Origin of the sequence: Salinivibrio sp. MA607, assembly GCF_001996245.1 — a bacterium.
Classification (GTDB): domain Bacteria; phylum Pseudomonadota; class Gammaproteobacteria; order Enterobacterales; family Vibrionaceae; genus Salinivibrio; species Salinivibrio costicola.
In genome coordinates this window covers 21,418-35,706 of the sequence record NZ_MUFJ01000029.1, presented here as the reverse complement: position 1 = coordinate 35,706, position 14,289 = coordinate 21,418, and the positions used below count along the sequence as shown (strand labels likewise).

Annotated in this window: 12 protein-coding genes; 4 read left to right on the top strand and 8 right to left on the bottom strand. The window is 49.8% G+C overall.

Annotated features, from left to right (window positions below; translation table 11 throughout):
• Positions 1-72: 72 nt before the first annotated feature.
• Entirely contained in the window at positions 73-1,347 is a 1,275-nt protein-coding gene (locus BZG81_RS12760) for a methyltransferase (protein ID WP_158011848.1), read from the bottom strand.
• A 72-nt stretch (positions 1,348-1,419) separates the two neighbouring features.
• Positions 1,420-2,394: an HTH-type transcriptional regulator CysB gene (gene cysB, locus BZG81_RS12755; RefSeq protein WP_021022404.1), complete on the bottom strand. Its 975-nt coding sequence runs from the start codon at positions 2,392-2,394 to the stop codon at positions 1,420-1,422.
• A 366-nt stretch (positions 2,395-2,760) separates the two neighbouring features.
• Between cysB and BZG81_RS12750 the strand changes: the two genes are divergently transcribed.
• Positions 2,761-3,519: a hypothetical protein gene (locus tag BZG81_RS12750; protein ID WP_021022405.1), complete on the top strand. Its 759-nt coding sequence runs from the start codon at positions 2,761-2,763 to the stop codon at positions 3,517-3,519.
• 89 nt (positions 3,520-3,608) lie between these two features.
• Here the strand turns inward: BZG81_RS12750 and BZG81_RS12745 are convergent, their stop codons facing one another.
• The gene (locus tag BZG81_RS12745; RefSeq protein ID WP_077677560.1) at positions 3,609-4,097 is read right to left on the bottom strand and encodes a low molecular weight protein-tyrosine-phosphatase; all 489 of its coding nucleotides are present in this window, start codon (positions 4,095-4,097) and stop codon (positions 3,609-3,611) included.
• Positions 4,098-4,251: 154 nt separating this feature from the next.
• Between BZG81_RS12745 and cobO the strand changes: the two genes are divergently transcribed.
• Entirely contained in the window at positions 4,252-4,842 is a 591-nt protein-coding gene (cobO, locus tag BZG81_RS12740) for a cob(I)yrinic acid a,c-diamide adenosyltransferase (RefSeq protein WP_077677559.1), read from the top strand.
• 57 nt (positions 4,843-4,899) lie between these two features.
• Here the strand turns inward: cobO and BZG81_RS12735 are convergent, their stop codons facing one another.
• The 5 genes from BZG81_RS12735 to apbC form a co-directional block, all read right to left on the bottom strand.
• On the bottom strand, positions 4,900-5,961 hold the full coding sequence (locus tag BZG81_RS12735) for a metal-dependent hydrolase (protein WP_077460198.1): 1,062 nt from the start codon (positions 5,959-5,961) through the stop codon (positions 4,900-4,902).
• Positions 5,962-6,014: 53 nt separating this feature from the next.
• Positions 6,015-8,183, bottom strand: coding sequence for an AsmA family protein (locus tag BZG81_RS12730; RefSeq protein WP_077677558.1), 2,169 nt, complete (start codon positions 8,181-8,183; stop codon positions 6,015-6,017).
• A 99-nt stretch (positions 8,184-8,282) separates the two neighbouring features.
• Complete coding sequence (gene dcd, locus BZG81_RS12725; RefSeq protein ID WP_021022410.1) at positions 8,283-8,870, bottom strand: dCTP deaminase; 588 nt, start codon at positions 8,868-8,870, stop codon at positions 8,283-8,285.
• 170 nt (positions 8,871-9,040) lie between these two features.
• Positions 9,041-9,685: a uridine kinase gene (gene udk / locus BZG81_RS12720; RefSeq protein ID WP_077460248.1), complete on the bottom strand. Its 645-nt coding sequence runs from the start codon at positions 9,683-9,685 to the stop codon at positions 9,041-9,043.
• Between the two features lie 141 nt (positions 9,686-9,826).
• On the bottom strand, positions 9,827-10,939 hold the full coding sequence (gene apbC, locus BZG81_RS12715) for an iron-sulfur cluster carrier protein ApbC (protein WP_077668832.1): 1,113 nt from the start codon (positions 10,937-10,939) through the stop codon (positions 9,827-9,829).
• 158 nt (positions 10,940-11,097) lie between these two features.
• On the opposite strand from apbC, the gene metG reads away from it, so the two are divergent.
• Both metG and BZG81_RS12705 read left to right on the top strand, forming a co-directional pair.
• Positions 11,098-13,134 (top strand): methionine--tRNA ligase, encoded by a 2,037-nt coding sequence (metG, locus tag BZG81_RS12710; protein WP_077677557.1) that lies wholly within the window; start codon positions 11,098-11,100, stop codon positions 13,132-13,134.
• A 242-nt stretch (positions 13,135-13,376) separates the two neighbouring features.
• Positions 13,377-14,231 (top strand): hypothetical protein, encoded by an 855-nt coding sequence (locus tag BZG81_RS12705; protein WP_077575853.1) that lies wholly within the window; start codon positions 13,377-13,379, stop codon positions 14,229-14,231.
• Positions 14,232-14,289 lie beyond the last annotated feature (58 nt).

The following is a 14,289-nucleotide window of genomic DNA, read 5'->3' as shown; positions in this document are numbered from 1 at the left end:
CGCGGCAGCGAGTACCATCCGGCTTTGGCGCGCTAGATATTGTCAACTAGGCGTAACACGTTATACACGTGCTTAATTGTTATTACGTCGTTTCTTTTTTAAGTGAATATGGTCGCCATGAATATGGTCGCCATGAACATGGTCGCCATGAGTACGCTCTGCATGAATAAGGAGGTTTCTTGGCGTGAGTTCGCGTTCACAAAACTGGGTTAGCGTGACACGGTATCCATGTTGTTGAAGATATAAAACACGATCAAGCACTAGCCACAGCTCCATGGCGCGCCGAAATGCACTTTTAATTAGATTGATTTTCTCCAGCACGAGAAACCTTGCTTCGCCTCGAGCCAAGTAGTGAGTCTGATCAAAGTCGCCGGGGAATGTGAGCCCTTTTTGCGCGGCCCCCCAGCGGCAAAAGGCAGCGAACCCTTGGGTAAGCTGTGACTTTTTGAGTGCGGGTAGCGGTAAATAGTGCTCAGATTGTTGATAGTCACGTTGCCATTCATCAAAGCCCAACCGATAAGTGACCTCCTGCTCGCGTTGACGGCGCACCCGCTGCCCGCCAGTGACGGACTCTTGAACCGCGAGCTTTAAATCTGCTTTTGAAAGCGTCAGGGCGGCTTCCTGCGCCTGTGCGGATAAAGGTTGATACCTATCTCCGCGAATTAAATGATAACAACAAGGTGAAACCGTTAGTGCACGCATACCCGTTGCGACCGCCTTTTGAAGAAGCTTTACGTGTAAGTCGCCACACGCGTGCAACGCCAGCCCGTGCTCACAACCGGCAATGACGACTGTTGCCGCCTCACTCATTGCATCTAACGAGTAAAACTGCATCGGGAGCGCCTTTTGATCCGCGAAAGTTTGTCCCTGTTCGCACAGTTCCGATTGCCATTCTACGCTTTCTACTGGTTTACCTGTGATCGCCGCGACACCGCGTCCTAAGTATCCTTTTCCAGCGCACCACTCTAAATAACACGCCGTCTTATCTGTTTGCGGCATCGCGCCTAAATACGCCTGTATTTGCGCCCATTTGCGTCCCGGCACACCAACATTCAAGCGCGAATCAATTTCAATATCAGTATGTTGCGCCATCGGTACTGAGACTAACGCAGGTAACTGGTTTAACGCTGGCCACCAGGTCGCGAGTTTTTTTATCACAGCGTCTGGATCCGCGTTTAACGCCGCGAGTTGCGTATTATCCAACGTGGCGAGCCATTGGCAAAGCGGCCCGCCGTCTTGCCAAGGAAGCTGAGTATGCGCCATCGGCATCGGTCGCCACAGATTTTGGTGCTGTATCAACAGATTGGTTAACTGATTAAATTGGTCGCTGAACGATAAAGATGACATGATTAGCATGAAGGTATTGATGAGTGCGTGATCAAAAAAGGCTGCCTCAGCAGCCTCGTCGTTTTAAACAGTTTATCGAACCGGAAGCGGAATGTCCTTGAACATAGCATCAATTTCTTCATTGGTACGCAGTGCTACCGCTTGGTCAATCACATTTCGGGTCAAATGCGGCGCAAAACGCTCAATAAAGTCATACATATAACTACGAAGAAAGGTTCCTTTACGGAAGCCTATCTTGGTGGTGCTCGCACCGAAAATATGACTCGCATCGATGGCAACCAAATCTGCATCAGCATGACTATCCATGGCCATGCTCGCGATCACGCCCACACCTAGGCCTAACTTCACATAGGTTTTAATCACATCCGCATCAGTTGCTGTGAATACAATTTTCGGTGTGCGGTTAGCGCGATGGAAGGCTTCATCCAGCTCAGATCGCCCTGTAAACCCAAACACATACGTTACGAGCGGATAGGCCGCGAGATCCTCAATACTGAGATCCGTTTTTTGTGCTAAAGGATGATCGGGCGTGACAATGATCGAGCGGTTCCAGTGATAACAAGGCAGCATCACCAAATCTTCGTAGAGATGAAATGCTTCGGTTGCAATGGCAAAGTCAGACGTCCCCTTTGCCACTGAACTGGATATTTGCGTCGGCGTCCCCTGGTGCATATGCAAGGAAACTTTCGGGTACCGCTTGGTAAAGGCTTTGATCACGTCGGGTAATGCATAACGCGCTTGCGTATGGGTGGTCGATATATTGAGGTTCCCCATTTCAGGATGAGTATGCTCACTAGCGACCGCTTTGATGCTTTCTACTCGTGATAAAATGCTTTGTGAGATCTCGACAATCGCCTCACCGGCTGGTGTTACTTGCGTTAAATGCTTACCACTTCGTTCGAATATTTGTACGCCTAGCTCATCTTCCAACAGCCTGACTTGTTTGCTAATCCCAGGTTGAGAGGTATACAAACTTTCCGCCGTCGCAGATACGTTAAGGTTGTGGTTAACGACTTCAACGATATATCTAAGCTGTTGTAATTTCATAGTGCAGACGCGTCAGCCTCGTGGGTTAAGTGGCAGCATGGTTTTATATCACTCATTTATATACCCAAATTCGACTATTTAATAGGCTTTGGTTATATAAACGTTAGCGATTGCACATTCACTAAGCAATTTACCCTGTCATTCTAACCGACTCGATCGCAAATAGTATTTTATTGCAACAACTTTATCGCAGATCGCGAGATCATGGGCCACACTCATAAAGGCGCATTCGACGAGGCCGCAACGCTCAGAGTTAGAGGCGGATCACTCATGCAGCTTTCACCTCTCGATTGATGCTATCTCTGTCAGTCGAGATGGTGTATCTTAACCAGTTGAGTTTATTGCAAGGAACATCGACGCTAAATTATGAATATTGCCTTGATAGCTGGCCTTTGTGTCATATTGCTCGGCCTGATTGTCGGCTACAACATATTGGCTCAACAACGAAAGCAAATCGAGTCTCACAAGCGCCAAGAAATGGCGAAGCACATTGCCGTCATCGATGCGACAGAAGAGCTGATTGGCAATGCGCATAACCTACCCTATAGCGGGACGTTACTGGCGTGCTTGAACAAAAAGATCTTGGATTCCTTGAAAGCCATGTACGAGGTCGATCCATCGGATAAGTCAATTAAGCAACGAATTAGTGCGACCCAGGCTCAAATCGATCAGGTCAAACAAAGCTACTCCAACCGGGACTCGACATCGTTTAAAGTGCCTAATAACGACCGAGAGGCAATATCGATGCTCAAACTCGTCAAGCGCTTGCGCTCAGTGGTTAAAGCCGAGCATTCGAAAGGCCGCTTGGCAACGCAAGCTTTTGTGTCGGAAAACGCGCGACTAGAGCAAATGCAGCTCAAGATAAATATTGAGAACGTGATTAAACGTGCCAACGATGCGAAAAATAAAGGTCAAATGGGCACGGCGCAGCAATTACTGAAAAAAGCGATCGATGTCGTCAGTCCAAAGACCGATGAATACTCGTCAGAGATGAAACAGCATCTTGAAAAAATGCACAGCGACATCACTCATACGCTAAACAGTGGTCATGAGAAATTGCAGTCCGAGCAAGAAGAAGAAAAAAGCGAATTGGACGAGCTGTTTGCCCCCAAGAAAAAATGGTAGCGTCTCTCATCACAAACCCAAAAGGCGCTTGATGACAGCGCCTTTTTTCATGCCCTGCGTGTCTTAACTGGCTGTGGTCTTAACTGCTTCTATTGCGCGTTGGTCTTTGCAACAATATGGTCTAGCACACCGTCTGCTGCTTGCTCCAATAAGTCCAGTACGTGCTCAAATCCATCGTCGCCGCCGTAATAAGGATCAGGGATCGCACCCTCCGTCTGCTCTCCCCAACTGAGAAACAGAGACAGTTTGTTTTGGTAATCAGCCGGACATTGTGCATGCAGGTCGGCCAAGTTATTTTCATCGGCCGCTAAGATCATATCGAAATCCGCAAAATCTTCCTGCCGTACTTGACGGGCTCGAATACCGGCAAACGAGTACCCTCTCGCTTGACCTGCCTGTTGGCTCCGCTTATCTGGCGGATTACCTTGGTGATAACCTGCTGTCCCCGCAGAATCAATGTTCACCATGATCCCTCTCGTCTGGGCACGGGCGCGTAATACCGCTTCTGCCGTCGGTGAACGACAAATATTGCCTAAGCAAACCACCAATAGACTCGGCACATTTTTTTGGGTTGTCATCGATAGAGTCTCCTTATTGGTAAAGTTTTACTCTATCAAGTCGACACTCAGATGCCTAGTCGCTTCAATCTGCTCGCCTTTGCGTTGTTATGGGTAGCATGAAGCATGACGTCGCTTTACTATGGTGTAACGTTTATTTGGGGTTAGAAATCGTATGTCAGAACAAGGACACAAGCATCGTCAGCAAAAGTTAAAAGAAAAAGTTGATGCTCGAATTGAAGCCGCGCAACAAGAAAAAGGGCTCCTCCTGATCATAACAGGCAATGGTAAAGGTAAATCGACGTCCGCGTTTGGCACAGTGGCGCGGGCCGCCGGCCATGGGCTAAAGTGTGGCGTAGCTCAGTACATCAAGGGCACGTGGGCTTGTGGAGAGCGGGATTTACTGAGCCAACATGGTGTCGACTTTCACGTGATGAGTACCGGTTTTACCTGGGATACGCAGGACAAAACCGCAGACACCCAAGCCGCTCAGCAAATATGGGCAGCGTGTCAGGCGATGCTTGCGGATGACCGCTACGATTTAGTGGTACTGGATGAGATCACCTACATGATCACGTACGACTATATCAGCCTCGATGAAGTCATTGATGCCCTGCAACAACGCCCTAGCGAACAATCCGTTATCATCACTGGGCGTGGCGCACACCGCCGCTTAGTTGAGATAGCAGATACCGTCTCGGAAGTCAGAAACGTTAAGCATGCCTTCGACGCCGGCGTGAAAGCGCGCCAAGGCATTGACTGGTAAGCTACCGAGTAAAAACAAAGAAAGCCGTGGCTGACGTTAACCTGAGCGCCGCTTTTCTCAGGGCTTCGCGTTTAACGATATCGACTGCGTCTTGTCCACGGCATCCTCTTGGCAAGACTGGCGACACAAACGCGCATCAATCGATTGATCACCCAGCAATCGCTGCCAGAGGGTTGGCAAGGCGCTGTCTCGTAGCGGCCCTGGCTCAAGCTGCTTAGGCATAACTGGCTGCCACTGCCCTTCGGCGTCTTGCTCGGCAAGCAAAAACTGAAAGGGTTGATAGTTTGCTACGCCAAAACGTAAGTCGGTCACCACCTGCTGCCCATTCCGATTTTCAAAGCGAATAAAATCACGCGAAAACGTGCGAAGTGCCATTAATGTTTCCGAGCCCGCTAGTGGCCATTGTCCGCGAGGACGCGTGATCCATTGAATATGCTTATCTTTGTCTAAGCGTGACGCGAGTCCTTCCCAGTAGTGGTCGTCGCCGATAATCACCACTCGCCACAGCAGCGTGTTAAACGGGGTGGGCATAATAATATGCGGCCGCCCTGCCAAGTCGGTTCCTTGGGTTTGGGTTGCAACACGTACTTCAATCTTTTCAAGCTGATAGACCGAACTGGCCAGGTAGAGCGTAGAGACTGCCAACCCGATACCACATGCTTTGGCGCCCCGATGTCGCCAAATACACGCGGCGATAACACTGACCAATAAGGGCACCGTATAAAGTGGGTCAATAATAAACAGGCTGGCGACTGCTACCGAAGGCACGTCTAACGGCCAAAAAAGCTTGGTACCATAAACCGTCATCGCATCCAACAACGGGTGTGTCACGAGCACCGCGATCACCAGCGTCATGACTTGCCACAGCGGCCATTGACGACGCCATCGCCACCCGCACCATCCGATGATTGCACCAACCCAAGGCAGCACAAATAATGAGTGACTGAATCCACGGTGGTTGACCGTATTCGCCACCGGATCGCCATAATCAATCAGCACATCTAAGTCAGGTAAGGTGCCCAATGCAGCACCGGCCAAAAGCACTTTTGGAGAACAGCGCTTGCCCGAGACTAACCCAGCAACCGCCGCGCCCAGTGCCGCCTGGGTAATAGAATCCATCGCTTATCCTTTAACAAGGTTTTGATTTATTAGCGTAAAAAGTTGTAAACCGATCACTGGAATAAATTAAGCAGTTTATCGGTTGCCTCTTTTACCTTGTCATCATCCGCTTTATCACCCAGTAACTTTTTAATCCCACGCTGTGCTTCTTTGCGTGCCTTTTCTTCCAAGACTTTGTTGCTGCTGAGTAGCTGCTTGATATCTAATTGATAACTCGGCGATTGCCAGGTACCGGCCACCGTCACTGGGATGGTCACATCACGAAGTTCATCAATATCTTTGCCGCCTTGACCCTTGCTGGTTTCAACCACAGACGTGAACACATCAAAATCTAACGTTTCTTTCAGCAAATCAGTTTGCCCCTCACTTCTGACTCGCAGCGCTGGGGCTTCTAGTAGCAAATCGTTGGTACGTGCCATGCCATTTCCGATGGTAAAACTGGCGGTGAGCGCACTAAAGTCGGTTTTGCGCACATCGTTGGCAGCGTTGCTGGTCGCTTCTCCTTTCAACGTCGCTTTTGCTTCTCTCAGCATTTGTGCCAAGTTAATGCCGTTGATCGCGCCATCCTCAAAGAAAATCGCGGCACTGCCCTGAATCGCCTGACGGAGAGCATAAGGCGATAAACCTTGACCTTGGAGGTTAATATCCACATTGCCTTTGCCTTCAAGCAGATCAACCTGTGCGACATCCTCCAATAACGGCAAGATGGCAATGTTGCGTGCTTTTTTACTCACTTGATAGCGCGCGGGGGTTTGAGTGGTATCTAACATCCCTTGCACAACTACCCTGCCTTCATAGGCTTGCGTGATCAGCTCGGACACGTCGACTTTGCCACGGTTGATAGCAACCGTGGCGCGTGTTTGTCCTAAGGTAACGTTACTCACGGTAAGCCCTTTCATCGCCAGTGAGCCGGCAATATCCAGCGTCTTCAACACTCTCAGATCAGGCTCTTCTTGGCTAAGTGACCCAGTTTGCGTACTGGGGCTGGATTCATCATTGGACCCAGACTGACTTTCGTTTGCAGATTGACGAGGCGCTGCATTGTCTGTCGGTAACAAGGTATCGAGATCGATGTGATTGGTATTGAGTGCAAAACGAATTTGCGGGATATCTGCCAGCTTGATGGCCACTTTACCGTCTATGACCACCTCGTCAGTATTAAGACGGCTGGTCATCTCAGTGATATCTAACGTTTGCTGCTTGGCATCGAAGACGATATCTGCCGCCAGCTCTTGAGTCAGCGACTCGCCGGGTAATGCGTCACCCGAGAGCTGAGTGAGCATGTCCAACCCCTGCACTGTGACCTTGTCTTGGCTTTCTGCAACAGTAACTTGTGCGTTTCCAGAGGTTTCAACCTTTAGCTCTGACGTCTGCGCATTGATATTAAAGCCGAGCTGAGCCGCTTGACCCAAGGCGGCACGGTCGAGGGTAATATTGGCTTCATTGATGGTCATCTCGCCTTGTTGTGCCGAAACATTTAGCGCAAGTTCTCGTAACTGACTTTGTTGTGGATCCGCGGCAAGCTTCAGTTCACCCTGCCCTTGCGCGCTGAAGGTCGCACCATCCTGTTCGCCACGCAGTGATACGGTCAGTGGCGTCCATATATCGGTTGCTATATTGCCCACTTGGAGATCAACATCTCGTAAGGCCGTTTGCGTACCCACCTGATCATCTTTAATCACGACACTGGCATTGGTGACGCGTAGACCTTGTAAAGAAACTTGCCACGTCCCACTCACTGTATCTTGCTGGCTAGCCGGCTCTGACGACGTCGAACTTGTCTGTCGCTCTGCCGACGCGCCAACGTTTTTTGGTTGAGTTGGCGTCACTGTTTGAGTTGGCGTCACATTGCTATCGCCGTTCGCCAACGTTTGGATAAATACATGCGGGTCTTGTAAGACAATTTCACCCACTTGTAATGTCTGAGACATCAATGGCAACACATCAACGGATAATTGCGCGCGGGACAAACGGAGTAAATCAGGCTCATCAAAACCAGGTCGGTTTTTGATCGCCACCTCAGCAATGGAAAAGCCCAAACTCGGCCAGAACTGCCACTCGATGTCGCCACCGATAACGACCTCATAGCCCGTTTGCTCTGCGACTTGTTCCACCAGCAAGGGTTTAAATTGATTGGGGTTTACCGTGGCAATTAAAGTCGCGACGGCGCCAATCAACACCACGACAAATGCTGCGAGAATAAGGACGATTTTTTTTATCATTGCAAGATGCTCCTTGTGTGTCAGACGCGTTATCGACCACGATTTAACCGTCGAGTTCCTGGTGAGAAAAAAAATGCGCCCTCAGGCGCATTTCACTCATTAAGCCTTGTCTTGGCTAATACGAGAGGCGACTGCCCCTTGCTGATTTTTGTACTTGGCATTGTCCCGTTTATTATAAGGCTGGTCCGCTGACCCTGACATGGGCTCAAAGCTTAAGGCGCCGATCGGCATGCCGGGACGTAGCGCTAACGGTAGACGCCCATTATTATAAAACTCTAGAACAATTCGCCCTGACCAGCCCGGATCTATTCGGTGTGCCGTGACATGGACCATCAAACCCAACCGCGCCAACGATGAACGGCCATCGAGCCAACCGACAATATTATCGGGTAATGTCACAGCCTCATGCGTGACTGCCAAGGCCAATTGACCCGGATGAAGATAAAAAGGGTCGCCGTCAGCGATTTCTATTTCATCACTCATGACACGCTCAAGTTGGGCGTTCACTTCTTGTTTCGGCCCCGATAAATCAATATAAGCGGCCCCATGATCGTTAAACACACGGAACTGGTTACCCAGAGTCACATCCGCAGTCACGCCCGAAATCGCGTCTGCGGCAGGACGGGGATCAATTTTGATGCGGCCATCATCAAGGTGTTCTTTGATATGCCTGTCGCACAGTCGCATCTAACATTCCTCACGGTTATTTACTCACGCGGTGTCTTGCTTTGTGCACCGCACTCATTCGATATATTCGCGCACACATTCGATATATTCGCGCACACATTGTGGATTAAACCACGACTGATTACCTAGAGAGACAGTCATTGACCCATTATGTGATGGGAGATCATGCCTTACGCTTTAAGTAAACGCGCGATATGCGCTTTTAGTACATCAATCGCAATGCGGTTTTTACCCCCGCGCGGGACAATGATATCGGCATATTGCTTCGACGGCTCAATAAACTGCATAAACATAGGGCGGACCGTCTTTTGATACTGCTCCATCACCGAATCCATGGTACGACCGCGCTCGGCAACGTCACGTTTCATCCGACGCAGTAAACAAATATCAAGTGGCGTGTCCATAAAGACGCTGGCGTGGATCAAATTGCGAAGACGGGGATCGGTGAGAAGCAGAATACCTTCGAGGATGATCACTTTTTTGGGCGTCATCGTCGTGGTTTCTCCCATACGGGTATGCTCGGAGTAACTATAAACCGGCACATCAGCCGGCTGACCGGCGACCAATGCTTCAAGATGCTCACACAAAAGATCGTGATCCAGTGCCTGAGGGTGGTCATAATTGGTTTTTACGCGCTCTTCCATGCTGAGGTGGCTCTGATCACGATAATATCTATCTTCTGTAATCACGCCGATTTGATGATCACCGACTTTTTCCTTTAATTCCTTATAAATGGTGCTGGCGATCAGGCTTTTACCGGAAGCAGAGGCACCTGCAATACCGATAATAACGCAGTGGTGGTTGTTGTCACTCATAATATGAATACCCAGGGGAAGCTTGGCGGAATCAACATAAACCGCCTGATTATAGGGAGTTGAAGCAGCTGGCGCCAGAGAAAATCGCGCTTGTCTGTGCATCCGGCCGCTTTAGCCGATAAATCACGGCCGGTTGCGCAATCAGGGCGACACAGTTTGTACGCTAATCTGTTCAGGACGTGTTTCACCTTGCCAGTAGAGCTGACTGGCGACCGTCGCTGCCATCTGTCGATAAACCGCCGCATGCTCACTGTTAGGGCGCGCGACCATGCTTGGAACACCAGCATCAATATCTTCCCGAATCGCGACATGAAGCGGTACCTGTGCAAGCACTGGCGTCCCCTGCTCTTGCGCCATTTTATCGGCGCCCCCTGAGCCAAAAATGGCTTCATGATGGCCGCATTGCGAGCAAATGTGATAACTCATGTTTTCTACCACGCCCAACACGGGAACGTGAACTTTTTCAAACATCGCCACCCCTTTCACCGCATCGGCCAATGCCAAATCTTGTGGCGTTGTCACCACAATCGCGCCTGTCACCGGAAACTGTTGCGCCAAACTCAGTTGGATGTCACCGGTACCAGGCGGCATATCGACGACTAAATAGTCCAGCTCGGGCCACCGTGTTTCGTTGATCAGCTGTGCAAACGCTTTTGAGGCCATAGGACCTCGCCAAACAGTCGCGTTATCTGCGGGCACCAGATAACCGATCGAATTTGAGGCGATACCATGGCGCGTCACAGGTTCCATTAACTTGCCATCATGGGTTTGTGGCTCACTATCTTTGGCGCCCAACATGATAGGTAAAGACGGCCCATACACATCCGCATCAACAATGCCGACTGCAGCGCCCTCCGCGTGCAACGCAAGCGCTAGGTTTACAGCGGTGGTCGATTTACCGACGCCACCTTTCGCTGAGCTCACAACAATCAGGTTTTTCACCCCTTTCACCGGCGTTTTTTCGCCCGTTTTTAACGGTGCTACCCGTTGCATCAGTTCAAATTGGTTGGCAAGGGCATCAGACTGCGCACTGAGCCAATCTTTAAGCGCTTCAGCGATAGAGTGCGCCGCAAAGGGGAACGTGACCCTAAAGCCATGATCTGCGGTTCTCACCCACCCCGTTTGGCTTGCCCACTGCTCGACCAACTGCGGGTGTGAGAATTGATTAAGTAACGCGATCGCATCATCAAGGTTTGAGAGCGAAGCAGCTGTGTCTTCTTTTTTTGTTTTTTTCTTTTTGGACCCAAAAAACATCCAGCACCATCCCGTTGATTGAAATATGTTAGCCGCTCGTGTGCGTCTTTAACGGATAAACGCGCGAGGACCCGGCCTTACACTAGGCAAGGCATATCGTATCAGGTAAGATTTCCGCAATCATTCCATTCATATCATAAGAGCGAATAAACAAGATTATGGCTGCAAACCCACGGAAAATTCTGGTGACCTGTGCGCTGCCTTATGCGAACGGCTCGATTCATTTGGGCCACATGCTCGAGCATATTCAGGCAGATGTATGGGTTCGCTATCAACGCCTGCGTGGCAACACCACTCACTTTATTTGTGCTGACGATGCTCACGGCACACCTATCATGTTAAAAGCGCAGCAAATGGGTGTCGAGCCAGAAGCCATGATCGCCGGCGTGCAACAAGAGCACCAGGCAGATTTTGATGGCTTTGATATCAGCTTCGATAATTACCACAGCACCCACAGTGATGAAAACCGCGAATTAGCGTCATTCATTTATACGCAACTTCGTGATAAAGGTTATATCACCAGCCGCACGATATCTCAGCTGTTTGATCCGGAAAAAGAAATGTTCTTGCCGGATCGCTTTGTCAAAGGCGAATGTCCGAAGTGTCACGCCGACGATCAATACGGCGATAACTGTGATAACTGTGGTGAAACCTATACGCCGGCTGAATTGATCAATCCTCGTTCCGCAGTCAGCGGTGCCACGCCGGTGATGCGTGATTCAGAGCACTTTTTCTTCGATTTACCACAGTTCGAGCAAATGCTTAACGAGTGGATCAAGTCTGGTTCGCTGCAAAGCGAAATCGCTAACAAGATGAATGAGTGGTTCGAAACCGGTCTTCAGCAGTGGGATATCTCCCGCGATGCGCCCTACTTTGGTTTTGAAATCCCCGACCAACCCGGCAAGTTTTTCTACGTTTGGCTCGATGCACCGATCGGCTATATGGGGTCGTTTAAAAACTATTGTGACAAACGCGGTGATATCGACTTTGATGAATACTGGAAGGCTAATAGCGACACCGAGCTATACCATTTCATCGGCAAAGATATTGTTTATTTCCATAGTCTGTTCTGGCCTGCCATGCTGGACGGTGCTGGCTTCCGTAAGCCTAACAACGTCTTCGTGCACGGCTATGTCACGGTCAATGGCGCGAAAATGTCCAAGTCAAAAGGGACATTTATCAAAGCCAGTACCTATTTGAACCATCTTGATCCAGAATGCCTGCGGTATTATTACGCGGCCAAGCTAAATAGCCGCATTGATGATCTGGATTTAAGCCTGGATGATTTTATTCAACGTGTGAACACGGATGTTGTCAACAAGGTCGTCAACCTGGCATCACGTAACGCTGGCTTTATCACTAAGCGCTTTGATGGTCAGCTCTCTGATACGTGCGCCGAACCCGAGCTTTATCAATCGTTCATCGACAAAGCTGAATACATTGGTGAGCTTTACGAAGCCCGAGAGTTTAACCGCGCCATCCGCGAAATTATTGGCTTGGCCGACAAAGCCAACCAATACGTGGACGAAAAGGCGCCATGGGTGATCGCTAAAGAAGAAGGAAAAGACGCCGAACTACAAGCGATTTGCTCTGTGGGGATTAACCTATTCCGTGTGCTGATGACGTACCTCAAACCTGTGATGCCTAAGCTGGCAGAGCGCACGGAAGGCTTTTTGAATGATACCTTGACGTGGGAAAGCATTGCGACGCCACTGATCGGCCATCGCATTAGCAAGTTCAAGGCACTGTTTAACCGTATCGATCCGAAAGCCGTCGACGCCATGATCGCCGCGAGCAAGGAAGATGCAGCCGCTGAACAAGCAGAAAAGGCCAAAGCACAAGGGCCGTTAGCGGACGAGCCGATTGCCGATGAAATCGAATTTGGTGACTTTGCTAAGGTCGATCTGCGTGTCGCTAAAATTGTTGAGTGTGAGACGGTGCCAAAAGCGGACAAACTGCTGAAGTTTAAGCTCGATATTGGCGGTGAAACGCGTCAGGTGTTCTCTGGGATCAAATCGGCCTACAAGCCGGAAGATCTCGTGGGTAAGCACACCGTCATGGTCGCCAACTTAAAGCCTCGCAAGATGAAATTCGGCATGTCAGAGGGCATGATCCTCGCGGCGGGTCCGGGTGGCAAAGAAATCTGGATTTTAGAGCCGCATGAAGGGGCTCAACCTGGCATGCGCGTCATGTAAAACAGCGCGATAGCTAAAACATCAAAGGGCCCAACAAGGGCTCTTTTTTTTGTCTGCGCCTCTCTTAGTTTACAGCGTTTGATAGTTTGCACCGTTTGAGTGCGCTCAAGCGCTATCATAGTGCGTTTTTATCTGATCTTGATGCCCTTAACGCCGCTTTCATAGGATGTGACCCGCTTCTCATCTTTGGCACAGTTCATGCTGAGTTTGATGACGGAGAGTCGCGATCGCAAGGAGAACATATGGGATGGTTAGTCATGGTAGGCGCACTGGCGCTCGGAATAGCGGTCGTCGTCGCCGTCGTACTTTACCGTCAACGCCCAGATTGGCCGTTACATCAGCTACATGAATTACGTGCGCTGCTGCAGCACGCACGTGAGCTGGCCGCTCAAACACATATTGCTTCCAGTGACTACCAACATTTACTCAGTCAAATTCGTCAATTGCACCACTTAGCGCCTCAGGCACAAAAACCGATGTATCGGCTTTTATTTCATCATTTACATGCGCTACCGCAATACGATGAAGTCACACAAGCACGGATGAAAAACCGCGCGTTACAACATATTATTTATCTTGTTGACGAGGCGGTGCCACCCTTCCTGATAGCCCACAATGACGAAGCCAGCTTGTCGCATTATCAACACGTGTGGTATGCCGTTTTAGAATTATTACAAGCACGTCAGCGATATTCTTACGCCAGTATTCAGTTACACAAAGCGACGCCAAACGCGAGCCAGTCATTAAACCTGCAACAGCAAATTTTAGTGAAACGCTTATGCCAGCTCCAGCACCTTAACCTAGAGGATTCGCTAAACACAGAGATTGATCGCCTTACTTCCCAGCTCAGCACCGACGCTGAGCGGGCCTTAGCGACTGAGGCACCGTTAGCAACTGAGAAATCGTTGGCAACTGAGAAACCGTTAGCTGATAAGACACCACTGGCCAGTCGCCTCGCACTATCTCAGCGCGTCAATGCAGTGATACTCACCGTGCTCGATAATTGTCTTGCCGACCTATTAGCAGGCTTTCCTGCACCACAGGACGATATTTTTAATACCTTATCGCCCTTGCATGAGCCGCGAAATAGCGCTTAACAGATAGCGCTTAACCGATAATCCCCACGTTTATGCAAGCATAAAAAAAGCCGACAAT

What these genes read in the sequence shown, in the direction of transcription:
- BZG81_RS12760 (WP_158011848.1), bottom strand. Translation starts at nt 1,347, where the DNA reads ATGTCATCTTTATCGTTCAGCGACCAATTTAATCAGTTAACCAATCTG.
- cysB (WP_021022404.1), bottom strand. Translation starts at nt 2,394, where the DNA reads ATGAAATTACAACAGCTTAGATATATCGTTGAAGTCGTTAACCACAAC.
- BZG81_RS12750 (WP_021022405.1), top strand. Translation starts at nt 2,761, where the DNA reads ATGAATATTGCCTTGATAGCTGGCCTTTGTGTCATATTGCTCGGCCTG.
- BZG81_RS12745 (WP_077677560.1), bottom strand. Translation starts at nt 4,097, where the DNA reads ATGACAACCCAAAAAAATGTGCCGAGTCTATTGGTGGTTTGCTTAGGC.
- cobO (WP_077677559.1), top strand. Translation starts at nt 4,252, where the DNA reads ATGTCAGAACAAGGACACAAGCATCGTCAGCAAAAGTTAAAAGAAAAA.
- BZG81_RS12735 (WP_077460198.1), bottom strand. Translation starts at nt 5,961, where the DNA reads ATGGATTCTATTACCCAGGCGGCACTGGGCGCGGCGGTTGCTGGGTTA.
- BZG81_RS12730 (WP_077677558.1), bottom strand. Translation starts at nt 8,183, where the DNA reads ATGATAAAAAAAATCGTCCTTATTCTCGCAGCATTTGTCGTGGTGTTG.
- dcd (WP_021022410.1), bottom strand. Translation starts at nt 8,870, where the DNA reads ATGCGACTGTGCGACAGGCATATCAAAGAACACCTTGATGATGGCCGC.
- udk (WP_077460248.1), bottom strand. Translation starts at nt 9,685, where the DNA reads ATGAGTGACAACAACCACCACTGCGTTATTATCGGTATTGCAGGTGCC.
- apbC (WP_077668832.1), bottom strand. Translation starts at nt 10,939, where the DNA reads ATGTTTTTTGGGTCCAAAAAGAAAAAAACAAAAAAAGAAGACACAGCT.
- metG (WP_077677557.1), top strand. Translation starts at nt 11,098, where the DNA reads ATGGCTGCAAACCCACGGAAAATTCTGGTGACCTGTGCGCTGCCTTAT.
- BZG81_RS12705 (WP_077575853.1), top strand. Translation starts at nt 13,377, where the DNA reads ATGGGATGGTTAGTCATGGTAGGCGCACTGGCGCTCGGAATAGCGGTC.